Origin of the sequence: Streptomyces fagopyri (genome assembly GCF_009498275.1) — a bacterium.
GTDB classification, from domain to species: Bacteria; Actinomycetota; Actinomycetes; order Streptomycetales; family Streptomycetaceae; genus Streptomyces; species Streptomyces fagopyri.
In genome coordinates this window covers 8,395,559-8,417,448 of the sequence record NZ_CP045643.1, presented here as the reverse complement: position 1 = coordinate 8,417,448, position 21,890 = coordinate 8,395,559, and the positions used below count along the sequence as shown (strand labels likewise).

At 73.3% G+C, this 21,890-nt stretch carries 20 protein-coding genes; 9 read left to right on the top strand and 11 right to left on the bottom strand.

All coding sequences use genetic code 11. From position 1 onward, the window contains the following. Nucleotides 1-5: 5 nt before the first annotated feature. Complete coding sequence (locus GFH48_RS36385; protein ID WP_153292316.1) at nt 6-521, top strand: MarR family winged helix-turn-helix transcriptional regulator; 516 nt, start codon at nt 6-8, stop codon at nt 519-521. Between the two features lie 100 nt (nt 522-621). Here the strand turns inward: GFH48_RS36385 and GFH48_RS36380 are convergent, their stop codons facing one another. The 3 genes from GFH48_RS36380 to GFH48_RS36370 all read right to left on the bottom strand — a co-directional run bounded on the left by GFH48_RS36380 (nt 622) and on the right by GFH48_RS36370 (nt 3,466). Next, nucleotides 622-1,353, bottom strand: coding sequence for a GNAT family N-acetyltransferase (locus GFH48_RS36380; protein WP_153292315.1), 732 nt, complete (start codon nt 1,351-1,353; stop codon nt 622-624). After that, entirely contained in the window at nt 1,350-2,270 is a 921-nt protein-coding gene (locus tag GFH48_RS36375) for an NADP-dependent oxidoreductase (RefSeq protein WP_153292314.1), read from the bottom strand. The genes GFH48_RS36380 and GFH48_RS36375 overlap by 4 nt, the downstream gene beginning before the upstream one ends. Before the next feature lie 293 nt (nt 2,271-2,563). Next, entirely contained in the window at nt 2,564-3,466 is a 903-nt protein-coding gene (locus GFH48_RS36370) for a universal stress protein (protein ID WP_153292313.1), read from the bottom strand. A 233-nt stretch (nt 3,467-3,699) separates the two neighbouring features. Between GFH48_RS36370 and GFH48_RS36365 the strand changes: the two genes are divergently transcribed. Next, nucleotides 3,700-4,281: an Rv1733c family protein gene (locus GFH48_RS36365; protein WP_153292312.1), complete on the top strand. Its 582-nt coding sequence runs from the start codon at nt 3,700-3,702 to the stop codon at nt 4,279-4,281. Between the two features lie 165 nt (nt 4,282-4,446). After that, the gene (locus tag GFH48_RS36360) at nt 4,447-5,412 is read left to right on the top strand and encodes an acetylxylan esterase (protein WP_153292311.1); all 966 of its coding nucleotides are present in this window, start codon (nt 4,447-4,449) and stop codon (nt 5,410-5,412) included. A 79-nt stretch (nt 5,413-5,491) separates the two neighbouring features. On the opposite strand, the gene GFH48_RS36355 is transcribed toward GFH48_RS36360, so the two are convergent. Continuing rightward, the gene (locus GFH48_RS36355) at nt 5,492-6,541 is read right to left on the bottom strand and encodes a phosphatidylinositol-specific phospholipase C domain-containing protein (protein WP_153292310.1); all 1,050 of its coding nucleotides are present in this window, start codon (nt 6,539-6,541) and stop codon (nt 5,492-5,494) included. 219 nt (nt 6,542-6,760) lie between these two features. Between GFH48_RS36355 and GFH48_RS36350 the strand changes: the two genes are divergently transcribed. Further along, a complete protein-coding gene (locus tag GFH48_RS36350) occupies nt 6,761-7,927 on the top strand; it encodes a serine hydrolase domain-containing protein (protein WP_153293286.1) in 1,167 nt (388 codons plus the stop codon). A 144-nt stretch (nt 7,928-8,071) separates the two neighbouring features. Further along, entirely contained in the window at nt 8,072-8,842 is a 771-nt protein-coding gene (locus GFH48_RS36345) for a GntR family transcriptional regulator (protein WP_153292309.1), read from the top strand. Between the two features lie 189 nt (nt 8,843-9,031). Here GFH48_RS36345 and GFH48_RS36340 read toward each other — a convergent pair whose 3' ends face one another. Then, the gene (locus GFH48_RS36340) at nt 9,032-9,730 is read right to left on the bottom strand and encodes an LmeA family phospholipid-binding protein (RefSeq protein WP_194280778.1); all 699 of its coding nucleotides are present in this window, start codon (nt 9,728-9,730) and stop codon (nt 9,032-9,034) included. Continuing rightward, nucleotides 9,727-11,970: an MMPL family transporter gene (locus GFH48_RS36335; RefSeq protein ID WP_153292307.1), complete on the bottom strand. Its 2,244-nt coding sequence runs from the start codon at nt 11,968-11,970 to the stop codon at nt 9,727-9,729. The genes GFH48_RS36340 and GFH48_RS36335 overlap by 4 nt, the downstream gene beginning before the upstream one ends. 224 nt (nt 11,971-12,194) lie before the next feature. Here GFH48_RS36335 and GFH48_RS36330 point away from each other — a divergent pair, with 224 nt between their 5' ends. Next, nucleotides 12,195-12,881, top strand: a complete 687-nt coding sequence (locus GFH48_RS36330; RefSeq protein WP_153292306.1) for a response regulator transcription factor — start codon at nt 12,195-12,197, stop codon at nt 12,879-12,881. Then, nucleotides 12,878-14,278, top strand: a complete 1,401-nt coding sequence (locus tag GFH48_RS36325; RefSeq protein WP_153292305.1) for a sensor histidine kinase — start codon at nt 12,878-12,880, stop codon at nt 14,276-14,278. The genes GFH48_RS36330 and GFH48_RS36325 overlap by 4 nt, the downstream gene beginning before the upstream one ends. Nucleotides 14,279-14,362: 84 nt before the next feature. Here GFH48_RS36325 and GFH48_RS36320 read toward each other — a convergent pair whose 3' ends face one another. Continuing rightward, entirely contained in the window at nt 14,363-15,283 is a 921-nt protein-coding gene (locus GFH48_RS36320) for an NADP-dependent oxidoreductase (RefSeq protein WP_153292304.1), read from the bottom strand. A gap of 283 nt (nt 15,284-15,566) precedes the next feature. After that, nucleotides 15,567-16,205, bottom strand: a complete 639-nt coding sequence (locus GFH48_RS36315; RefSeq protein ID WP_153292303.1) for an HD domain-containing protein — start codon at nt 16,203-16,205, stop codon at nt 15,567-15,569. A gap of 136 nt (nt 16,206-16,341) precedes the next feature. Here GFH48_RS36315 and GFH48_RS36310 point away from each other — a divergent pair, with 136 nt between their 5' ends. Continuing rightward, nucleotides 16,342-17,307, top strand: a complete 966-nt coding sequence (locus tag GFH48_RS36310) for a GlxA family transcriptional regulator (protein ID WP_153292302.1) — start codon at nt 16,342-16,344, stop codon at nt 17,305-17,307. A gap of 330 nt (nt 17,308-17,637) precedes the next feature. Beyond that, nucleotides 17,638-19,227: an alpha-amylase family glycosyl hydrolase gene (locus tag GFH48_RS36305; protein ID WP_153292301.1), complete on the top strand. Its 1,590-nt coding sequence runs from the start codon at nt 17,638-17,640 to the stop codon at nt 19,225-19,227. 258 nt (nt 19,228-19,485) lie between these two features. Here GFH48_RS36305 and GFH48_RS36300 read toward each other — a convergent pair whose 3' ends face one another. From GFH48_RS36300 to GFH48_RS36290, 3 genes are read right to left on the bottom strand one after another with little or no spacing between them, the layout of a single operon-like run. Beyond that, nucleotides 19,486-20,751, bottom strand: a complete 1,266-nt coding sequence (locus GFH48_RS36300) for an RNA polymerase sigma factor (RefSeq protein WP_153292300.1) — start codon at nt 20,749-20,751, stop codon at nt 19,486-19,488. Next, nucleotides 20,748-21,089: a YciI family protein gene (locus tag GFH48_RS36295; RefSeq protein WP_153292299.1), complete on the bottom strand. Its 342-nt coding sequence runs from the start codon at nt 21,087-21,089 to the stop codon at nt 20,748-20,750. The genes GFH48_RS36300 and GFH48_RS36295 overlap by 4 nt, the downstream gene beginning before the upstream one ends. Then, entirely contained in the window at nt 21,086-21,835 is a 750-nt protein-coding gene (locus GFH48_RS36290; RefSeq protein WP_153292298.1) for a nuclear transport factor 2 family protein, read from the bottom strand. The genes GFH48_RS36295 and GFH48_RS36290 overlap by 4 nt, the downstream gene beginning before the upstream one ends. Nucleotides 21,836-21,890: the final 55 nt, after the last annotated feature.

Below are 21,890 nucleotides of genomic sequence, written 5' to 3'. Positions count from 1 at the left end.
TTCCCATGAAGGCAGCCGAAGGGCCCGATGAGACCGTCGTCACGACCGCCGTCACCACCGGTGCGGCAGCCGGGGCGGCCGTCGAGACGATCCAGCGCGAGATGACGGCCTTCGCCCGGCGGGCCAGGGCCTCGGCCGGGCGCATGCATCCGGAGCTCTCGCTCGTCTCGTACACCCTGCTCGGCCACCTGGAGGAGAGCGGCGGCTGCCGTGCCACCGACCTGGCCGCGCACTACGCGCTGGACAAGTCGACGGTGAGCCGTCAGGTGGCGGTGCTGGAGCGGGCCGGGCTGATCGAACGCCGGCTCGACCCTGACGACCACCGGGTACAGGTACTGCGGCTGACAGAGGCGGGCACCAGGATCCTCGCCCAGGTCACGGTCAGCCGCCGGATCGCCTTTCGCGAGCGGCTCGCGGACTGGCCGGCGGAGGATCTGGAGCGGTTCGCCGCGTATCTGGTGCGATACAACACGGCGTCCGGGGATTCCGAGGAATCCGTCGGGACGGCGTCGGAGAACTGACCGGTTCTCCGGCGGGAGGCGTCTTCGCGGCACCTCCCGCCGGCCGTCCCGGGCGCCGGGCGACCCCCGTGCGCCGCCCGGCGCCCACGGGCCCCGGTCGTCAGCGGACTCCCACGGCCTGTCCGTCGGCCAGGCGTTCGGGTACTCGCGCGGCCAGGAAGCGGGTCGTGCGGCGCAGCTCGAAGCCCAGGGACTCGTACAGACGGATCGCGCCGGTGTTCCCCGCCGCGGTGTGCAGGAACGGCGTCTCGCCCCGCTCCCTTATCCCGTGCGCGACGGCGAGGATCAGCCGGGACGCCAGGCCCTCACCGCGGAAGTCGGGGTCGGTGCAGACCGCGCTGATCTCGGTCCAGCCCGGCGGACGCAGCCGCTCCCCCGCCATGGCGATCAGCGCACCGCCCCGGCGGATCCCGAGATAGGTGCCGAGTTCGACGGTGCGCGCGAGGAAGGGACCGGGCCTGGTGCGCTCCACCAGGTCGAGCATCTCCGGTACGTCGGCGGGGCCGAGCCGTACCGCTTCGGCGTCCGGGGCCGCCGCGAGACCGGCGTCCACGAGCTGTACGCCGTCGATGCTGAAGGTCAGTTCCCAGCCGTCCGGGGTCCGCCCGTCGAACCCGGCCAGCGGAGCCTCGCCGCCGGGACCCACGAGGGCCGCGAGATCCGCCCAGTCGTCCGCGTCGGGGTCGTCGGGCAGAGCCAGCCACGGGGATACGTCGACGGGGTAGCGCAGGACGCGGCCGCGGCGCTCGGCAAAGTGGGCGTGCGGTCCGGTCAGCGCACCGAGGGCGGGGTTGTCCAGCGGATGCGTGGCCGGGGTTCGGATGTCGTTCATCGGGCGACCTCGATCACGATCTTGCCGCGAACATGGCCGTCCTCGACCGCGCGCAGCGCCTCGCCGGCCCGGTCCAGCGGGAAGGTCGCGGTCACGAAGGGCCGGAGTCTTCCGTCGGCCACGAGCCGCGCCACCTCGTCGAGGACGGCGGCCGTACGGGCCCGTTCGACGCCCGCTCCGCCGAGTCGCGCGACCGTCTCCCGGTCGGCTCCGGTGATCACTTTCGTCCGGTCGGACGGCAGCGTCGCCGCCGCCTCCAGCACCTCACCCCCGACGAGGTCGAGAACACCGTCCACACCGTCCGGCGCCGCCGCCCGCACCCGCTCGGCCAGGTCCGGGCCGGCCGGGACGTGCACGGCTCCGAGCGACTCGACGAACTCCTTCTTGCCGTCGCTCGCGACCCCCACCACACGCAGTCCGAGAACGTGCGCGATCTGTGTGGCCGCGACACCCACGCCGCCGCCCGCGCCGGTGATCAGCACGGTCGCGCCGGCGGGCAGGCCGAGCTGGTGGAGCGCGTCGTACGCCGTCGCCGCCGCGACGGGCAGCGTCGCCGCGTCCGTGAAGGAGAGCGCGGCCGGCTTGTGGGCGGTCACCGCCGTGGGCAGCACGGCGTAGTCGGCGTATCCGCCGGCCACCGGGTTGCCGAAGACCTCGTCCCCCACGGCGAACCCGGTCACGTCGGGGCCGGTCTCCTCGACCACTCCCGCGACCTCGTTGCCGAACACGGCCGGCAGTTCGCGAGCCGCCGCGGCGGGGCGGCGGAAGCCCGTCCGCTGCTTCCAGTCGACCGGGTTCACCCCCGCCGCACGGACGGCGACGAGCACCTGGCCGGCTCCCGGGCTCGGCCGGTCCTGTTCCACCAGGGCCTCGGTCTCGGGGCCGCCGTACCGGGTGAAGACGTACGCCTTGGGCATCCTGCTTCCTCGCTCTCCCTCGCTGTCACCGGTGGCGGGGGCGCACCGGGGTCGGCATGGGGGCAAGGACGATCACGCCGCGGCTATTCCCCGACGCCGGCAACGTTCATACGTCCGCAATGATCGGGGGTCGGCCCTCCGGCGCGACCGCACATGTGGCGCCGCTCCCGGCAAAGCAGCCTCCTGGTGGGCGGACGGCCCATGTGCGGTGTGCGATGTAATGCTGACTCCCGGCGGGGGATGTGCATCGCGCGCCCCGGGCCGGGCGCCGGTGCTACGCCCGGACTTCCCCGTCAGCCGTGCGGAACCACCGCCACCGCGCACGGGGCGTGCCGGATCAGCGATCGCACGACGCGGCCCGGCCCCGTGCCCGCCTCGCGCCCCACGACCAGCAGGCCGGCCCGTGCGGACGCCCTCAGGAGGTGCGGTCCGGGACGGCCTTGGAACACGTGCGCGCGGACCGTCGTCCCCGGGAACCTGCGGCGCCAGGGCCGTAGGGCGCCGGCCAGCGCCCGGCCCTCGCCGTCCCGGCCCTCGGCCGTGTCGTCGGGCCGGGGCGTACGGCCGGCACGGACCTCACGAGCGTACGGCTCGGACCGCGTCCACGCGTGCACCACGTGCAGCGGCGCCGAACGGAATCCCGCCGTGTCGAAGGCGTAGCGGATCAGGTCGTCGGCCGGACGGTCCACGTCGAGGCCCAGCACCACCGGCAGGTAGGGCGCCGAACCGGGCGGTGCGCCGTCCCTGACGGGTGTCCTTTCGTCCTCGGGGAGTTCACCCGCGCGCACCACCACGACCGGGCGTTCGGCACGGGCCGCGACGGCCAGGGCGACCGAACCGACCTCGAAACCCGCGAACCCGGTGGAGCCGCGTGAACCGACGACCAGGGTCTCCGTGTCCGCGGCGGCGGCCAGCAGGGCCTGCACCGCGGGTGTCCCGGTACGGCGGGCGATGATGTCCAACTCCGGGTGGGCGTAGGAGAGCCGGATGGCCGCTCGGTCGAGTGCGGTCCGGGTGCGCCCCGCGGGGACGTCGACGTCCGGGACACGGCCGGAGACGGCCGGCCCGGTCCCCGCGTGCAGCAGCCGTAGGGGGAGCCGGCGGCGCCTGGCCTCCCGGGCCGCCCAGTCGGCGGCGTCGAGGCTGGTCGGCGAGCCGTCGATGCCGACGGTGATGGAGCGCGTACCGGTGCTCATCGCCTCCTCCTCTCCCGTTGGGCGGAGTTGGCCGCGCGCCAGTGGGCGTCGAGTGCCGCTGGACGGGAATGCGTCATGGTGGCTCCTGTTTCGCCGCGAGATGTGGTTCGCGGGTTCCACAGGGGGTGCGGATCATTCGTGCGGCGGCAAGATCTCCGTACGGGTCCTCCGGGGACGCTCGCGGCCGTACGCGGTAGGCCGTGGGAGGGGCGGAGCGGGGCAGGGAGATGACGATGCGTGAGCGGGTACGCGGCCGGCGCCGGCGCCGCAGTCCGTTGCGCCGACGCTCGGACGTCGTGGAGGCGTGGGCGCTGCTGGCCGTCGTCGTGCTGCTGGCCGTCGGCGCGCCGCTGGCCGGGACGGCCGTGGGGTGGCGGGTGTACGACGACGCGCGGGGGCGGGCCGCCGCGCAGCGGGCCGAGCGGCACCGGGTGGCAGCCGTGCTCGTCGAGGACGCGCCCGTGGCCGTGACCTCGCCGTCCGGAAGACAGCCCGCGTACCAGGTGAGGGTGCGCTGGAAGGCGCCCGGCGGGCAGTCGCGCACCGGCCTGGCCGAGGTCCGGGCGGGTTCGCGGCGGGGTGAGCACACCCATGTCTGGCTGGACTCGGCCGGCCGGCGGGTCGGTCCCCCGCAGAGCTCGTCCGCCGTCTGGCAGCACACGCTGATGGCGGGCCTGTTCACCGCCGTGGCCGCCGTGGCCGCCGTCGTCGGCGTGCATGTCGCGGGGCGGCGGGTCGCGGCACGTCGGCGTCTGGCCGAGTGGGAGCGGGACTGGGTGCGTATCGGGCCGGAGTGGCGGCGCCACACGCCCTGACGTGCGCGGCTGCCGCCCGGGCATGAGGGGCGGGACGCGGGGCAGGAGGCCCGGTGGCCGGCGTCACCGGGCGCGGGTGGACGCGGATCCAAGCCTGGCGGCCCTCGGACGGCCCCCGTACGGTGTGATCATCCGCAACCGTGACGTCTTCAAAGGTGGTCCTTCATGGCCCTGTTCGACCTCCCCCTCGACGAGCTCCGCGAGTACCGCAGTGCCTCCGCCGAGCCCGAGGACTTCGACGACTTCTGGGCCAAGACCCTCCAGGAGACACGTGAACACGGCCTGGGCGCCCGTTTCGAGCCCGTCGCGACCCGTCTCAGGACCGTCGAGGTGTACGACGTCACGTTCGCCGGGTTCGGCGGGCACCCGGTCATGGGCTGGCTCACCCTGCCGGCCGGGGCCGACGCGCCGCTGCCCGCGGTCGTCGAGTTCGTCGGGTACGGCGGCGGCCGCGGCCTCGCCCACACTCATCTGTTGTGGGCCTCGGCGGGTTTCGCGCACTTCGTGATGGACACGCGCGGTCAGGGCAGTGCCTGGGGCGGCGGCGAGACCCCGGACCCGGTGGGCAGCGCGCCCGCGTACCCCGGCTACATGACCCGCGGCATCGACGCGCCGGAGAACTACTACTACCGCCGGGTGTTCACCGACGGAGTGCGGGCGGTGGAGGCGGTCCGCTCGCATCCGCTGGTCGACCCGGCGCGCACCGCGGCCGTCGGCGCGAGCCAGGGCGGCGGCATCACGATCGCGGTCGGCGGTCTCGTGCCCGACCTGGCCGCGATCGCTCCCGATGTGCCGTTCCTCTGCGACTTCCCGCGCGCGACGACGCTGACCGACCGGCATCCCTACCGGGAGATCGGCAGCTATCTCAAGACCCACCGCGGCCGTGCCGACGACGTCCGGCGCACCCTCTCCTACTTCGACGGAGTCCACTTCGCGGCACGCGGCAGCGCGCCGGCGCTCTTCTCGGCGGGTCTGGAGGACCAGACCTGCCCACCGTCCACGGTCTTCGCCGCGTTCAACGCCTGGGCGCACGAGGAGAAGACGATCGAGGTCTACGACTTCAACGACCACGAGGGCGGGGGCCCCTACCAGGAGGCGGCCCAGCTCGACTGGCTCCCCTCGCACCTCTAGGGCGTCGCGATGGACCGCTTCACATGTCCAGGGCGTCGCGACGGGGCGGACGTCGTCCTGCCGCGGGACCGCCGGGGGTTCAGCCCGCCGTTCCGCGCGGCACCACCGTCGCGAGCACGGCGGGCAGCGGGTACCAGTCCGCGGACACCACGCTGGCGTGCCGCCCGGCGAGGAGGGCGACGCGATCCCGTGCCTGGGCCTCGGTGGGGTTGGTGCCGTCGATGGCGGGGGACACGTTCTGGGCGTCGGTCATGACGACGAGGTAGTGACGCTCGTCGTACCAGGCGGTGTCGATCGTGCCGCCCGCGTAGGCGGCGGCGTCGCCGTCGTACATCACGAACCAGGGGCGGATGGTCGTGTCGGTGTAGCGGGTGCGCGGGTCTCCCGCGGCCGCGCCGTGCACGGCGGGGAAGGCGGACGCCTCGCGCAGCCGGCCGGCGGCGGCGAGGTCACGGAGGTGGGTGGCGTACTCGCGGTCCGTCCAGAGCGAGTCGAAAGGGTTGCCCTCCTCGACGGTGCCCGGAATGAGTTCGACGACGAACTTGCCCGCGAGAGCCGAGCGGGCGGGCCAGCCGTCCGCCCGGACGGCCGAGTCGAGGTCGGGGTGGGACCCCACGACGTCGGCGGGGCGCAGCAGCGCGTCACCGAGTTTCGCCGTCAGCAAGGAGTCCAACTGGGTGGGGCCGCGGCCGATGTTGGCCGCGAAGCCGTCCTTCATCTCGATCTTCAGCTGGATCGGCCGGTGCCCCGGGTGCGCGTCGTGCCACGCCCGGATGTCGGAGAGGCAGCCGCCGAGATCGCGGTCGCGGGACTTGGTGCGCAGTTCGGAGGCGTTCGCCGCGTTCACGCAGTTGTTGTCGTTGCCGATCGGGTTGTTGTGCGAGACGCGCCAGGAGGCCCCGAACACGTTGGTCCACACGTCGAGTTCCAGCATCCCGGCGCCGGAGTCCAGCGCGTCGGCGAAGTAGGGATACTTCGCCTTGTCGTAGGAGTTGTGGACGCCCACCGAGGTGGCGGCGGAGTACGAGAGGTCCGCCGCGCTCGCCCCGGGGGACGTGGTCAGGGCGATGGCTCCCGCCGTCGCCACCGCGATCCCCGTACGCGTCAACACCCTCACATGTCTGCGCATGTTCCCCCTGCCTCTCCCGCATCGGTGGTCAACCGACGTGCAGCGTAGGGGTGTTGGGTGACATCCGGAAGAGCCCGCGATGACGGGAGGGCGGACACCGCGCCACACGGCAGGGGCGCGCGACGGGCCGGCGGAGACCGATGCCGTATGACCACTTCCACCCGGTCCGACCAGTCGGTATGTTCGGGTCCGGTGTCCCTGCCGATGACGGAGGTCTCCATGTCCCAGCCCGCACCCGATGTCCGGGGCCACTGCGACGCACGCTTCACGGCGGTTCGCGCGGCCTTCGAGGAGAACTTCCGGGACCGTGACGAACTGGGCGCGGCGGTGACCGTCGTCCTCGGCGGCGAGACGGTGGTGGACCTGTGGGGCGGCTGGGCCGACGCGGGGCGCGTCCGCCCCTGGGAACGCGAGACGCTCGTCAACGTGTGGTCGACGTCGAAGGGCCCGACCGCGCTGTGCGCGCACATCCTGGCCGATCGCGGACTGCTCGACTTCGACGCGCCGGTGGCCGCGTACTGGCCGGAGTTCGCGGCGGCGGGCAAGGACGGCGTCCTCGTACGGCACCTGCTGTCGCATCGCGCGGGGCTGGCGGGGCTGCGCGAACCGCACACGTTCGAGCAGCTCTGCGACTGGGAGCTGACCGTCGGCCGGCTCGCCGCCCAGGAGCCCTGGTGGGAGCCGGGGACGCGGTCCGGCTATCACGCGCTCACGTTCGGCCATCTGGTCGGCGAGGTGGTGCGACGGGTGTCCGGGCTGCTGCCGGGCGCGTTCCTGGAGCGGGAGGTGACCGGTCCGCTCGGGATCGACTTCACCGTCGGACTGCCCGAGAAGGAGGTCGGACGAGTGGCGGAGCTGGTGCATCCGCCGGCCGCGTCGAGCAGCGAACAGGCAGCGGTGTTCGCCCAGTTGGTGCCGACGGCGATCGCCGCGCTGACCAATCCACCGGTCGGCGCCGCCGAGGCCGGTACCGCGCGCTGGCGAGCGGCCGAGATCCCGGCCGCGAACGGGCACGGCACGGCACGGGCGATCGCCGCGCTGTACGGGATCTTCGCCGGGCGCGGGTCGTACGGCTCGCGGCAGGTGCTGTCGCCGGAGGCCGCGGAACGGGTGCGCGAGGGGCAGGGAAGCTGCCGGGACCTGGTCCTGGGCGCCGGGTTCGAGCACGAGACGGAGGTCGGCCTCGGCCTGTGGCTGAGCGGGCCGAACGCGTCGTACGGACCCAACCCGAGGGCTTTCGGACATGACGGCTTCGGCGGCTCCTGCGGTCTCGCCGACCCCGAGGCGGCCGTCTCCCTCGGGTACGTCATGAACCGGATGGGGCCGCACATCGCCGACGACCCTAGGAAGATGGCGCTCGTGGACGCGCTCTACAGCGCCCTGTGAGCACGCCGGGACCGCCGGGAGCGGGCGGTCTGAATTCGGCCTAACCTCCCGGCCGCCCTTCCCTTGTGGTTTAGACCAATGCTAGATCTGGTCGCGCAACGAGCCCGCACGGCTACGTCTAGTCACCACGCAGGAGGCGCGGACATGGCCCGCACCAGCCACCCGTCCGACATCCGTCCGTCCGACCCGCTCGCGCAGGACATCCACCCCTCCGACCAGGAGCCCCGGTATTCGCGGATCGCCGCACAGCTCCTCGGCGAACTGCGCGACGGCACCGTTCCGCCCGGCGAACGCCTGCCGGGAGAGAGGGAGTTGGCGACCCGGTTCGGGGTCAGCCGGGAGACCGTACGCCAGGCGCTGCAACAGCTGCGACTGGCCGGGCTCGTCTCCACCGACCGGCGGGGCAGTCACGCGACGCTCCCCGGCAGCCACGCCGAGCACATCCCGTCGCTCGACTTCCCGGTCGGCGCGCAGACCCGGGAACCGTGCGGCGTCCGGCACACGAGCGTGACCTGGGAGGCGCCCCCGCCCGAGCACGCCCTGGCGCTGGGCCTCGCGCCGCGCCGCCCGACCCTCGTGCACCGCTACGAGTCGGCCGCGGCGGACGGCAGCGGGCTCCGTACGGCCGTCACCTCCTTCTCCGCGGTCGCGGTGACGGAGGTGGAGGAACTCGCCCGCTACCGCGACCGCGCGGACGGCACCGCCTCCGCGCAGTTGCGGCGGGCCTACGACTGGATGCGCAGGGCCGGGCTGACCCTGCATCACCGGGACGCGATCACCCGGCTCCCCCAGTCGGTGCTGGTCACCCGGCGCGTGCACGACCAGTACGACCGGCCCCTGGAGATCACCGACCTCGTCGTGGAGGCCCAACAGGACGCTCTCGTCTACGAGTTCACCCTGCCCGCAGCCGGTTGACCCGGCCGGACGGCAGCGGGCCCTGCGCGGGTGCCCCTTGGCGGCCGGGCGCCTGTGTCCCGGGACGTACGGGCCGACCGGACCGGTTTTCGCGGGCCGGTCGGCCACCCCGCGCGAGACCGGCCGACCGGCCCGGCGACACATGCCGGTCGACCACCCCCTACGGGACCAGCCTCCCCGGTCGGTCGCTCAGCCGGCGCTGTTCGGGGTGGTGGGCCCGTCCGTCGCGAGGCGGACGTGGATGCCGTCCTCCTCGACCCGCGCCGAGGTGGCGCGCAGTCCCAGCGGGTAGTCCGCCGGGTCGGCCCGCTGTGCGACGGCGTCGCGGATCCGTCGCGCCATGGCGTCGGGGGCGGCCCTGCCCATGATCTCGACCGAGGTCACCGTCATCCCGACGCGTCCGCCCGCGGTCTCGGGCCGGACGGTGACGCGTCCGAGGCCGCCCTGCCCGATGAGCAGTGTCAGGGTGTCCCGGCGGGGGTCGGTACGCACTCCGGTGACCGGGGGGCCGCCGGAGTCCCCGGTCAGGCCGGCCACGGCGCTCGGCGGGATCAGCACCGTCACCCGCGCCGAGGCCACCTCCGCGCGCTTCTGGGCGTCACCGGTCAGCCGTACTCCCTCCAGGCGGGCGTGGAACGAGGCGTCGGGAATCCGGCCGATCCGTGCGTGCGCTGAATCCACCTCGACGAACGGGAGTCGCCTGTCGGCGAGTTGGAGAAGAGCGGGCCGGGACGAGAGCCCGATCCGGAGGTCCGCGTCCGGCAACCGGGATGCCACCGCGGTACGGATGCGGTGCCGCAGATCGGCGCGGGCGAGCAGTTCACCGCCCACCGGGAGGGCGACCAGCGCGGCCGCGCAGGTCAGGGCGATCACGGCGCGGCGCCTCACGCGGTCGTCCCCGGCGCGGGGGCCGAGAGGGGTTCGGGCTGCCGGGGCGCGGCAGTCCCCTCGGGGTCCAGGCGCGGCAGGATCCGGTCGAGCGGGCGAGGGAGCCACCAGTTGGCCCTGCCGAACAGGTACATGGTGGCCGGCACGAGCAGCAGCCGCACCACCGTGGCGTCGATGACCACGCTCACGCCGAGCCCGAGCGCCATCATCTTGATCACGACGTTGGTGGAGAGCAGGAAGGCGAGGAAGACACTGGTCATGACGATCGCCGCACAGCTGATGACCCGCGCGGTGGCGGCCAGTCCGCCGGCCACGCTCGCGTCGTTGTCGCCGGTCTCCAGCCACACCTCACGGATGCGTGAGAGCAGGAAGATCTCGTAGTCCATCGAGAGTCCGAAGACGATGGCGAACATCATCATGGGGACGAACGACTCGACGGGCACGGGCTCGGTCACACCCAACAGGGGGCCGCCCCAGCCCCATTGGAAGACGGCGACCACCACACCGTAGGCCGCTCCGATGGACAACAGGTTGAGCACGGCGGCCTTGAGGGCCACGAGGAGGCTGCGGAAGACGCAGAGCAGCAGGACGAAGGCGGCTCCGACGACCGTTGCGACGACCCACGGCAGCCGCTCCACCAGCGTGTCGCGGAAGGCGATCTGGACGGCGGTGGTGCCGGTGACGTAGGCGTGCGCCCCGGTGCCGGCGAGCGCACGCGGCAGCATCTGGTCCGCCAGCCGGTGCACGAGGGCGGCGGTGGACGCGTCCTCCGGCCCCCGCCGGGGCACGACGGTGGCGGTGAGCAGGCCGCCGTCCGAAGTGGCGACCGGTCCGGTGACGGTGACGACGCCGGGGGTGCGGGAGAGCGCGGTGCGCACGCCGTCGGTGACCGCGTCCCGGTCCGCGCCGGTCCCGTCCAGTGCGACGACCACCGTGAGCGGGCCGTTGGTGCCCGCGCCGAACCCGTCCGAGATCAGGTCGTACGCCCGGCGCTCGGTGTAGTCCGCCGGGCTCGCGCCCGCGTCGATGTGACCGAGCCGCAGGGAGGCGACCGGGACCGCGAGGACTCCGAGGACCACCAGGCCCGCGGCGAGGAAGAGCCAGGGCCTGCGCCGGACGGTGGCGGCCCAGCGGCGCCAGGTGTCGTCGTCGCCCTCGGAGTCGGCCACCGGTCGGCGCACGCTCCAGCGGTCGACGCGTGCGCCCGCCAGCCCGAGCAGCGCCGGCGCCAGGGTCAGCGACGCGAGCGCGGCGACCAGCACGGTGATCCCGGCGGCGGCGCCCAGGCTGCCGATGAACGAGACACCCGAGGCGTAGAGGCCGGCGAGCGCCATGGCGACCGTCGCCGCCGCCACCAGGACGGCCCGGCCGCTGGTGGCGAGGGTGCGTCCGGCCGCCTCCTCCGGGCGGGCCCCGGACGCGAGCAGTCCCCGGTGGCGCGTGGTGAGGAACAGCGCGTAGTCGAGACCGACGCCCAGCCCCATCATCGTGGCGAGGGTGGGCGCGGTGGCGCCGAAAGTGACGGCGGCGGCCACGAGTCCGAGGACGGCCACTCCCCCGGCGAGTCCGGCGACCGCCGTGACCAGGGGCAGACCGGCAGCCGCGACACTGCCGAAGCCGAACAGCAGTACGACCACCGCGGTCACCAGGCCGATCGCCTCCGACAGCCCGTCGGCGGCCTTGGGACGGGCCAGCTGACCGAGGGGCCCGCCGTAGTCCACGCTCACGTGATCCGCGCGCAGTCCGCCGACGGCCCGGTCGACCCGGTCCAGGTACGAACGGTCGAAGGTCGCCGGGTTGTCGGCGAACCGGACCGTGGCGTACCCGGTCGTGCCGTCCGCGGAGACCGCGCCCGGCGTGGTCAGCGGCCCGGCGACAGTGAGCACCTCCGGCAGCCGGCCGATCCCGGCCATCGCGGCGTCGAGCGACGTCCGGTGGGTGGCGAGCCCGTCGTCCGCCCTCAGGACGATCTGCGCGCCGACGCCCTTCAGGTCGCTGCCGTGCTCCTCCAGCAGATCGGCGCCCCGCTGCGCGGTCGTCCCCGGCAGCGAGAACTCGTCCTCGTAGGTGCCGCCCCAGGCCCGGTCGGCGGCGAAGGCGGCCACCAGGACGAGCAGCCAGGCGAAGATCACCCGGCGGGCGTTACGGGCGCACCACCGGCCCAGGCGGTGCAGCGCGCCGGGCGGTGTGGCGGGGGGCGGGCCGGGGTGTGCGGTGTCGGGAGGTGCGGAGACAGTCATGACGGGATCATGGAAGCCGCAGGTGAGCGGTGGATCAGCGGAATGTTCGAGGAATGTCAGGGCGCCCGGCCGCGGACCTTCGTACCGGCGCCGCCGGGCTAGCATCGAATGCCCGTACGACCCCTCGTACGGCCCGTCCCGTACGACCCCCCGTACGGCCCCCGTACGCATCCCCCGCACGGGTCCCCCACGGACCCCGGCGCGCGGAGGACGAGGAGCACCGCATGCCGGACAGCAAGGGCCTCGTGCTGGTCGTCGAGGACGAGCGGCACATCGCCGACCTCCAGCGGCTCTATCTGACCCGCGAGGGCTTCGGTGTGCACGTCGAGACGGACGGCCGGGCGGGGTTGGCGGCGGCGCGGCGGCTGCGTCCCGTGGCGATCGTCCTGGACATCGCGCTGCCTGGGCTGGACGGGGTCGAGGTGTGCCGCAGGCTGCGCGAGGACGGCGACTGGACGCCGGTACTGCTGGTCACGGCACGCGACGACGAAGCCGACCGGGTGCTGGGTCTGGAACTCGGCGCGGACGACTACGTGACCAAACCCTTCTCGCCCCGGGAGCTGGTCGCCCGGGTCAAGACGGTGCTGCGGCGCGCGGCCGGACCGCCCCAGGCCGCGGTGCGGCGGGTGGGCCGGGTCGCGGTCGATCCGGTGCGCCGGACCGCGGAGGCCGACGGGCGGCCCGTGGAACTCACGGCCACCGAGTTCGACCTGCTCGCCCATCTGCTGCGCCATCCCGGCCGGGTCTTCCCCCGCGAGCAGCTGCTGGCGCAGGTGTGGGGGCAGGCCGACTACCGGGGCAGCCGGACCGTGGACGTCCATGTCGCGCAGCTGCGCGCCAAGCTCGGTGACGCCAGCCCGATCCGGACCGTCCGGGGCGTCGGCTACAGCGCGGCGGACGCGGCGCGGTGAGGGTCCCCCGGTACGGCGGCGGCCGGCTGTGGCGGCGGCCCGGTCCGATCACCCGCGGCATCACCCTGGTCACGACGGCGGTCGCGCTGGTCGCCGTGGTCCTCACGGGCGTCACCGCCTGGTATCTCGTCCGGACCGGCGCGGAGGCCCAGCAACGCGACCAGTTGGGCCGTCAGGCAGAGGTGTTGAGCCGGACGCCCGCCCTCTCGGAGCTGCTGCTCGACCGTGAACAGCGGCTCGCGGGCTCCAACGGGCAGCAGGTCGCGGTCGTCACCCCCGGCGGAGAGACGGTGGGCCCGGCGTCCGCGGCCGTGGACGACCGGACGCGGACGAGGCTGCTCGACGGCCGGGCGGTGTCCGCGCAGGCGTCCCTCGACGGCACGCAGGTGCTGATCGAGGGCCGTCCCGCGCCGGGTGGCGGCGGCGTCGTGCTGACCCAGCCGTACCTCGTCGTCCATGACAGTGTGGCCCGGATGCGCGGGGCGCTCCCGCTCCCGCTCGCCGTCGGTCTGGTGGGCGGCGGCCTCGCCGGGCTGCTGCTGGCCAGGCGCCTGTCCCGCCCGCTCACCGCCGCCGCGACCACCGCCCGGCGCCTGGCCGAGGGCGAGCGCGGGCTGCGTGCCGCGCCGGGCGGACCCCGTGAACTGACCGACCTCACCAGTGCGTTGAACGTCCTCGACGAGGCACTGGCGCACAGCGAGAACCGCCAGCGGGAGTTCCTGCTCTCCGTCTCGCACGAACTGCGCACGCCGCTCACCGCGACCCTGGGCTACGCGGAGGCGCTCGCCGACGGTGTGATCGGGCCCGAGGATCTCCCCATGGTGGGCGAGACCCTGCTCAGCGAGACCCGGCGGCTCGAACGCTTCGTGCGGGACCTGCTGGATCTCGCCCACCTGGAGACCGACGACTTCCGTGTCGAGACCCGGCCGGTGGATCTGGACGCGCTGGTCGAGAAGGCCGGCACGGTCTGGGCGGCCCGCTGCGCGCGGCACGGTGTGGTCCTCCGGGTCGAGCGGCCGGGCCGCCCGCTGAGCGTCGAGACGGACGGCGTACGGGTACGCCAGATCATCGACGGTCTCGCGGAGAACGCGTTGCGGGTGACACCGGCGGGCGCGCCCCTGGTGCTGGCCCTCGCCCCGGACGGCGACGCGGCCCGGATCCAGGTCCGCGACGGCGGTCCCGGGCTGACGCCCGAGGACGCCGCGGTCGCCTTCGAACGCGGCACCCTGCACGCCCGCTACCAGGGCGTCCGCCCCGTCGGGACCGGTCTCGGCCTCGCCATCGTGCACCGGCTCACCCAGCGCCTCGGCGGTGCGGTGACGGCGCGGGGGCGCGGGCCGGAGGGCGGCGCCTGTTTCACCGTACGGCTGCCACGGCGGCCGGGGCCCACCGACTGACCGGCCGACCGCCGTCGGCTACCACCCCGGCACCGGGGCACGGGCGTGTCCCGCCCGTCGTCCTCAGTCCTCAGTCCTCAGTCCTCAGTCCTCGGCGACCCGGATGATGGTCCGGCCGGGAACACGTCTGCCGGGAGCGAAGGCGGCGACCGCGTCGGCCAGCGGTCGCACCTCACCGACCCGCACGTCGAGTCTGCCGTCGCGCAGCCGCTGTGCGAGGTCCGTGAGGCGTACGCGGTCGGGTTCCACGACGAAGAAGACCGACCGCCCGTCCTCGGGCCGGACGGAAGGAGGCTGGACGATCGTGACGAGGGTGCCGCCCCCGCGTACGAGGGCGGCCGACCGGTCGAGGATGTCCCCGCCGATCACGTCGAACACCACGTCCACCTGGCCGGCGTCCTCCAATCGGTCGGTCCCGAGGTCCAGGAACGCGTGCGCGCCCAGCGCGAGGACGGTCTCCCGGTCGGTGGACCGGCCGGTGCCGATGACATGGGCTCCCGCCTCGCGTGCGAGCTGCACGGCGATCGAACCGACACCGCCCGCCGCGCCGTGGATCAGCACGGTCCGGCCCGTCTCGATCCGCCCGTGGTCGAACAGTCCCTGCCAGGCCGTCAGTCCGGAGATCGGCAGCGCGGCCGCCGACGTGTGGTCGACGTCGGCGGGCAGGGGGGCGAGGTTGCGGGCCTCGACGGCGACGTACTCGGCCAGCGAGCCGTTGCGGGTCCAGTCGGTCAGACCGAAGACCCGTTGGCCGACGGTGAGGCCGGTGGTTCCGTAGCCGAGCTCTGCCACGACGCCCGAGACCTCGTGTCCGGGCACGCTCGGGGTGCGGTCGCGGCCGGCCCGATCGGACCAGGTCGCCGGCCAGTCGAGCTCTCCGCGGGTGAAACCCGCGGCGTGCACCCGCACGACGACGTCGTTCTCGGAGGCATGCGGATGGGGCAGGTCCGTCAAGACCGGTCCGCCGGCGGCCGTGTCACGGTCCCGGACGACGATGGCTTTCATCGGTGTTCCTCTCTGGTTCCCGTGCGGATTTTCGGTACTGGATTCGGTACTGGAGTCGGCACAGGTTTCGGTACTGGAGTCAGCGCCGGATTCGGTACTGGAGTCGGTACTGGAGTCAGCGCCGGATTCGGCGCCTGAGTCGGCGGGGAGGCGTGTGGCGATCACTTCAGGAAATCCTTCCCGGACACCGTCGCCCGCTTCGAGTGGCCGAGGCGCGGCGGACGCCCGCACCCGGCGGATACGGCCGGAGGCTCCCCGGTTCGGCCGCCTCCTCGTTTCTCCTTCACTTCGACCAGGGCGCGTCCATGATGCGCTCGACCATGGTCGTGCGGCGGAAACCGGGAACGAAGTGTTCCAGCACGTCCGAATTGACGGTCCCGTATGTGGTGTCGGGTCGGTCTCGGAGCCCGTCGACGAACGCCTGGAGGAATTCCGTCTTGAATTCTCCGCGCGGATGGGCGGCGACGATCTCGTCCACCTGATCACCGTCCAGCCCGTCCAGCCCCCATCCCAGCACGTCGGTGAGGACGCCGAAGTTCATGGCAGCCGTCTCCGGGCCCATCCGGCCGGGAATCCCCGGCGTGGTGTGGAGCGCGATCGTCGTCCAGACGACATCGGCGGCCTCGGTGGAGAACCCGCGGTCGAGCAGGAACTTGCGCGCGTGGTCGGCGCCGTCGAGTTCGAAGCGCTGCTCCTCGCCGGAGAACGGAGTCGAAAGGCCCGTGTCGTGAAACATCGCGGAGATGTAGAGCAGTTCCGGATCGGGCTGGAGACCGAGCTTCCGCGCGTGCAGGGAACCGAAGAGGAAAACCCTCAGGGAGTGATGGAAGATGAGCGGTCCGGTCGTTTCCCGGAGAAAATCGGTGGCCTCCTCCACTACCGCGGTCCCGGGAATTTCCACCTCTGCGATGATGTCGTTCATGATGTCCACGCTTTCCGGTGTGGTGGGTGACGAGTAGACGGTGCGTCCGCCCTCCACAGTGCCGACCACCCGACCGCGGCCGCCGCATCGGTACGGCCATGAACCACTTGAATCCAGACACCCAAGGAACGGGACCGTGAGCCTCGCCCCGCATCGCGTCGTGATCCTCGTCTACGACGGGGTCAAACTGCTGGACGTCGCCGGCCCCGCAGAAGTCTTCGCTGAAGCAAATCGACTGGGGGCCGATTATCGGATCGCCCTGCTGTCGACGACCGGTGCCGACGTCACCTCGTCGATCGGCATACGTGTCGCCGTCGACGGCGACCCCACCTCCGAGCCTGCCCCCGACACGTTCGTCATGCCAGGCGGGGACATCTATCCGAGAACCCCCGTCACACGCGATCTGGTGCAGGCCGCGGGGGATCTGGCGGCCCGATCCGGCCGGGTGACGTCCGTCTGCTCGGGGGCGTTCGTCCTCGGTGCCGCGGGCCTCCTGGACGGCAAGCGTGCGACCACCCACTGGAAGGTCGCCGGGGAACTCGCCGCCCGGTGCCCGAAGACCCGCGTCGAACCCGACTCCATCTACGTTCGCGACGGCACCACGTACACCTCGGCGGGCGTCAGCGCCGGCATCGACCTGGCGCTGGCGCTGGTCGAGGAGGACCACGGCCCCGACCTGAGCCGGGACGTCGCCCGCGCCCTGGTGGTCTATCTGCGGCGAGCGGGTGGCCAGTCACAGTTCTCCGCTCCCCTTCAGGGCCCTCCGCCCCGGTCTCCCGCCCTTCGCAGCGTGGTCGACCTGGTGATGGGGGACCCTGCCGGGAACCACTCCCCCGATGAACTCGCCAGGCACCTCAACCTCAGCTCCCGCCATCTGACGCGGCTGTTCCGGGAGGAGATGTCCACGACACCGGCCCGGTACGTCGAGTCGATCCGGTTCGACCTCGCGAAGGCGCTGCTCGACCAGGGGCATACCGCGACACACGCGGCCGGACTGGCAGGATTCCCGAGTTACGAGAGCCTGCGGCGGGTCTTCGCACGGGAGTTGTCCATCAGCCCGGCGGCCTACCAGCGCCGCTTCGGCACCGCCCGCCGCGCGTAGGACTCCCGGCGAAACGGTCTCTCGGAGCCGGACGGACCCCGGTCCCGGCCTGTGGCACACCCGGCGGGCCCGGTCCGGGCGTGTTCCAGGCGCGTTCCGGCACATCGGGAACGGTGTTGAAGGACCGTCGGAGTCACCTCGAACCGCCCGAGCCCGGCGAGGGCGGAGGCGAGGGCCGAGGCGAGGGCCGAGGCGGAGGCGGAGGCGAGGGCCCAGGCCGAGCCAACGGCGAAGTCGTGGGCGAAGTCAGGGCTCGGGCGAGAACCACGGCCGGGCGTCCGGCAGTTCAGGGGCAGCGCGCGCCCGGTGCGCTGCCCTAAGGTCCCCTTCATGACTTCGTTCCGTCCCGCCCCCGGCTGGCTGGCCGACGCCGTCTTCTACCAGATCTACCCCCAGTCCTTCGCCGACTCGAACGGCGACGGCATCGGTGACTTCAACGGGATCACCGAGCGCCTCGACCACCTCGCGTGGCTGGGCGTCAACACCGTGTGGCTCAACCCCTGCTTCAAGTCACCGTTCCGCGACGCGGGTTACGACGTCTCCGACGACCTGGCCGTGGCCCCCCGTCACGGCTCCGCCGACGACCTCGCCGGGCTGGTGGACGAGGCGGGCCGGCGCGGCATCCGGGTTCTGCTGGACCTGGTGGCGGGTCATACCTCCGACGAGCACCCGTGGTTCACGGCCGCCGCGGACGACCCGGCCGACGACCGCTACATCTGGGCTCCCGAGGGCCTGCCGGAGGGCTTCGTCCCCTCTCCCGGCACACGCCCGGGTGCGTATCTCCCCAACTTCTTCGCCTTCCAGCCCGCCCTCAACTTCGGTTACGCGCAAGGGAATCCGGCGGAGCCCTGGCGCGGTCCGGTGGACGCCGAGGGCCCGCGCGCCAACCGTGCGGCCCTGCGCGGGATCATGGACCACTGGCTGGGCCTCGGCCTGTCGGGCTTCCGTGTCGACATGGCCGCCTCGCTCGTCAAGGACGACCCAGGCAGGCGCGAGACCGCGGCCGTCTGGGGCGGGTTGCGCCGCTGGCTGGACGACGCGCATCCGGACGCGGTGCTGCTCTCGGAGTGGGGGGAACCGGAGGTCTCCGTCCCCGCGGGCTTCCACGCCGACTTCTTCCTGCAGTTCGGCGGCGACACCGACGGTCTCGCGCTGCGGTCGCTGTGGAGCAACGGCACGGGGACGGTCAACGAGGCCTGGGCCCCCCTCGACTGCTTCTTCGACCCGAGCGGTCTGGGCTCACCCGAACCCTTCGTCGAGGCCTGGCGCCGGGCGCACGGTGCGCTCGGCGCGAGCGGCTTCATCTCCCTGCCCACCGCCAACCACGACTTCTCCCGCCTCAACTGCGGCCCCCGCACGGCCGAGCAGCTTCCGGTCGCCTTCACCTTCCAGCTCACCTGGCCGACGCTCCCGGCGATCTACTACGGCGACGAGATCGGTATGCGCTACGTGCCGGATCTGCCCGACAAGGAGGGCAGCGTGCTCGGGCCGCGCTACAACCGGGCGGGCTCGCGCACCCCGATGCAGTGGGACGACGGCCCGAACGCGGGCTTCTCCAGCGCTCCGGCGGACCGCCTCTACCTCCCCCTCGACCCGTCACCGGCCCGTCCCACCGTCGCCGCGCAGCGCGCCGACGAGAGTTCTCTCCTGCACCTCGTACGCCGCCTCATCGCGCTGCGGTCCGTCGCTCCTGAGCTCGGCCCGGACGGCTCGGTGGAGGTGCTGCACGGCGGTTACCCGTTCGTGCACGTGCGAGGCGGCCGTTATCTCGTGGTCCTCAACCCAGCTCGAAAAAGCCGGAGTTGTCGGATCGACGGAGTCGGGGGCGCCCGGCCGCTGGAGGCAGCGGGTGTCCGACTGGACGGCTCCTCGCTCACCGCGGACGGTTTCGCGTACGGGGTCTTCGACCTCGACGGCTGAGCCGTGCGCGACCTGACCGGGCCCCCGGACTCGGGGGACCCGGTCGTGAGCCGGACAAGAGGGGCACCCGACCGGCTCGCTCCCGGCGAAGGGACCCGATCGGGAACGTCACGCACACCCCGCGTGGCGCCCGACGACACGAAGGGGACGGACCGGCGTCCGGTGGCCGGGCGGAGTGCCTCCGAGGGCGAGGTCGCCGCGGCTGACGCGGGTGGCCTCCGCGTGGTCACCGCCCGTCCTCACTCCGGCGGGCCGCGCCTACGCCGACCGGCACTCCGCGAGGCGCCTCTCCAGGAAGCGCCGCTCGGCCGCGTTCTCGACCAGTTCCAGCGCCCTGGCGTACGCCTCGGCCGCCTCCGCCGTACGCCCCGTCCTGCGCAGCAGGTCCGCCCGGGTGGCGGCCAGCAGGTGGTAACCGTGCAGTTCCCCCGTCCGTTCCAGTTCCGTCACCAGTGCCAGCCCCGCCGCCGGGCCCTCGGCCATGCCCACCGCCACCGCCCGGTTGAGCCGCACCACCGCGGAGGGCACGAGACGTGCCAGCTCCCCGTACAGCGCGGCGATGTCGGCCCAGTCCGTCCCCCCGGCCGTCACGGCGGTCGTGTGGCAGGCGGCGATGGCGGCCTGGATCTGATAAGGCCCCGGACGTCCGCGGCGCAGAGCGGTCTCCAGCAGCGCGGCGCCCTCGTCGATCGCGGCCCGGTCCCACGCCGTACGGTCCTGGTCCTCCAGCGTCACCAGGTCACCGGCCGCGTCCACCCGGGTGGCCCGGCGGGAGTCGTGCAGCAGCAACAGGGCCAGCAGGCCGAGCGCCTCGGGTTCGTCGGGCATGAGCAGGGCCAGCACCCGGGCGAGACGGATGGCCTCCGCGCAGAGGCTCGTGCGCACCAGATCAGCGCCGGACGTGGCGGCGTACCCCTCGTTGAAGAGCAGGTAGACCACGCCGAGGACGCCGGTGGTGCGCTCGGGCAGCAGGTGGGCGGGCGGAACACGGTAGGGGATCCCGGCGTTGCGGATCTTCCGCTTGGCCCGGACCAGCCGCTGCGCCATCGCCGCCTCGGGAACGAGGAAGGCACGGGCGATCTCGGACGTGGTCAGCCCGGCCAGCGTCCGCAGGGTGAGGGCCACCCTGGCCTCGATGGGCAGCGCGGGATGGCAGCAGGTGAAGATCAGCCGCAGCCGGTCGTCCGCGACCCCGCCGTCCTCTTCGTGTTCCGGGTCGTACGGTCCCTCGTGCCGCGCCAGCACCGCCACCTCCCGCAGTTTCTCCGCGCCCACCGCCTCCCGGCGCAGCACGTCCAGGGCGCGATGGCGCGCGGTCGTGGTCAGCCAGGCGCCGGGGCGGCGCGGGACTCCGTCGCGCCGCCACCGGTCCAGGGCCTGGGCGAAGGCGTCCTGCGCGCACTCCTCGGCGAGGTCCCAGTCGCCGGTCACCCGGATCAGGGTGGCGACGACCTGGCCCCATTCCGCACGGAAGGCCGTGGAGACCGCTCCCTCGACGTCCTCCGCTCCCGGGTTCGCGTTCACTCCCAGACCGGCCGCACCTCCACCGATCCGCCGGCCAGCGCCGCCGGATGCCGGGACGCGAGCGCGATGGCCTCGTCGAGGTCGGCCACCTCGATGATGTCGATGCCCGCGACGTACTCCTTGGACTCCATGAACGGCCCGTCGCTGAGCAGGACCTCGTCGCCCCGGACGCGGACGGTGGTGGCGTCGGTGTACGGCCGCAGCCGCGCGCCTCCCTTGACCAGGTCGCGGCGGCGCACTTCCTCGATGTACGCGGTGAAGCGGGGGTCGTCGGCGATCTCCCCGGGGCTCAGCTCCTCACCACCGACGGGGGTGCAGATGAACAGGACGTACTTCATGACCGGCCCTCCTCGTTCCTGGTGGCGGCGGACGTGTCGCACGGGACCGACGTGTGCTGGTGGACGATCCGCCAGCGGTCGCCGGCCAGCCGGTAGCCGGTGGTCACCCGCTCCGTCGTGTCCAGTTTCCCGCCGTCGGCGAGCGCGGCGCGCGTCCGGACGAGCGCGTGGCCGAACGCGATGCTCTCGTCGACCCGGACGCGGAGGTCGAGCACCTCGCGCTCGACCGGTCCGGCCGCCGACGAGCAGCGCAGCTCCGCGGCCTTGCGCAGGGCCGCGACCCCGCGCCGCTCCGCACCGTCGGCGGCGCAGAACACCTCGGCGTCCGGCGCGTAGCAGGCCATCGCCCGGTCGACGTCGTGGTCCCGGACGGCGGCGGTCAGTTCCGCTTCGAGCCGGCGGATCTGCCCCTCGGCGTCCTCGTCCTCCCAGAACGCGCGGACCTCCATGGCTCCGACGGACGCGACGGGATGCTTCGCGGCCGCCTCGACGGCCTCCTCCAGGGTCGCGCACTCGAGGATGTCGTATCCGGCGACGTACTCCTTCGTCTCCGCGAAGGGGCCGTCGGTGCGCAGCACCTCGCCGTCGCGTACCCGCACGGTGACGGCGTCGGCGGGCAGGCGCAGGCGGTGGCCGTGCAGCCGTACGCCCCGTTCGGCGCTCAGCTCCTCGACCCAGGGTTCGACGGGGGCCATGCCCGAGGCGTCGACGGTGTCGTCACCGCAGACCAGCAGCATGTACTTCATGGTTCCTCCCGGTGCTCAAGAGCTTCCTACACCCCACCGACGAACGGGTACGGGC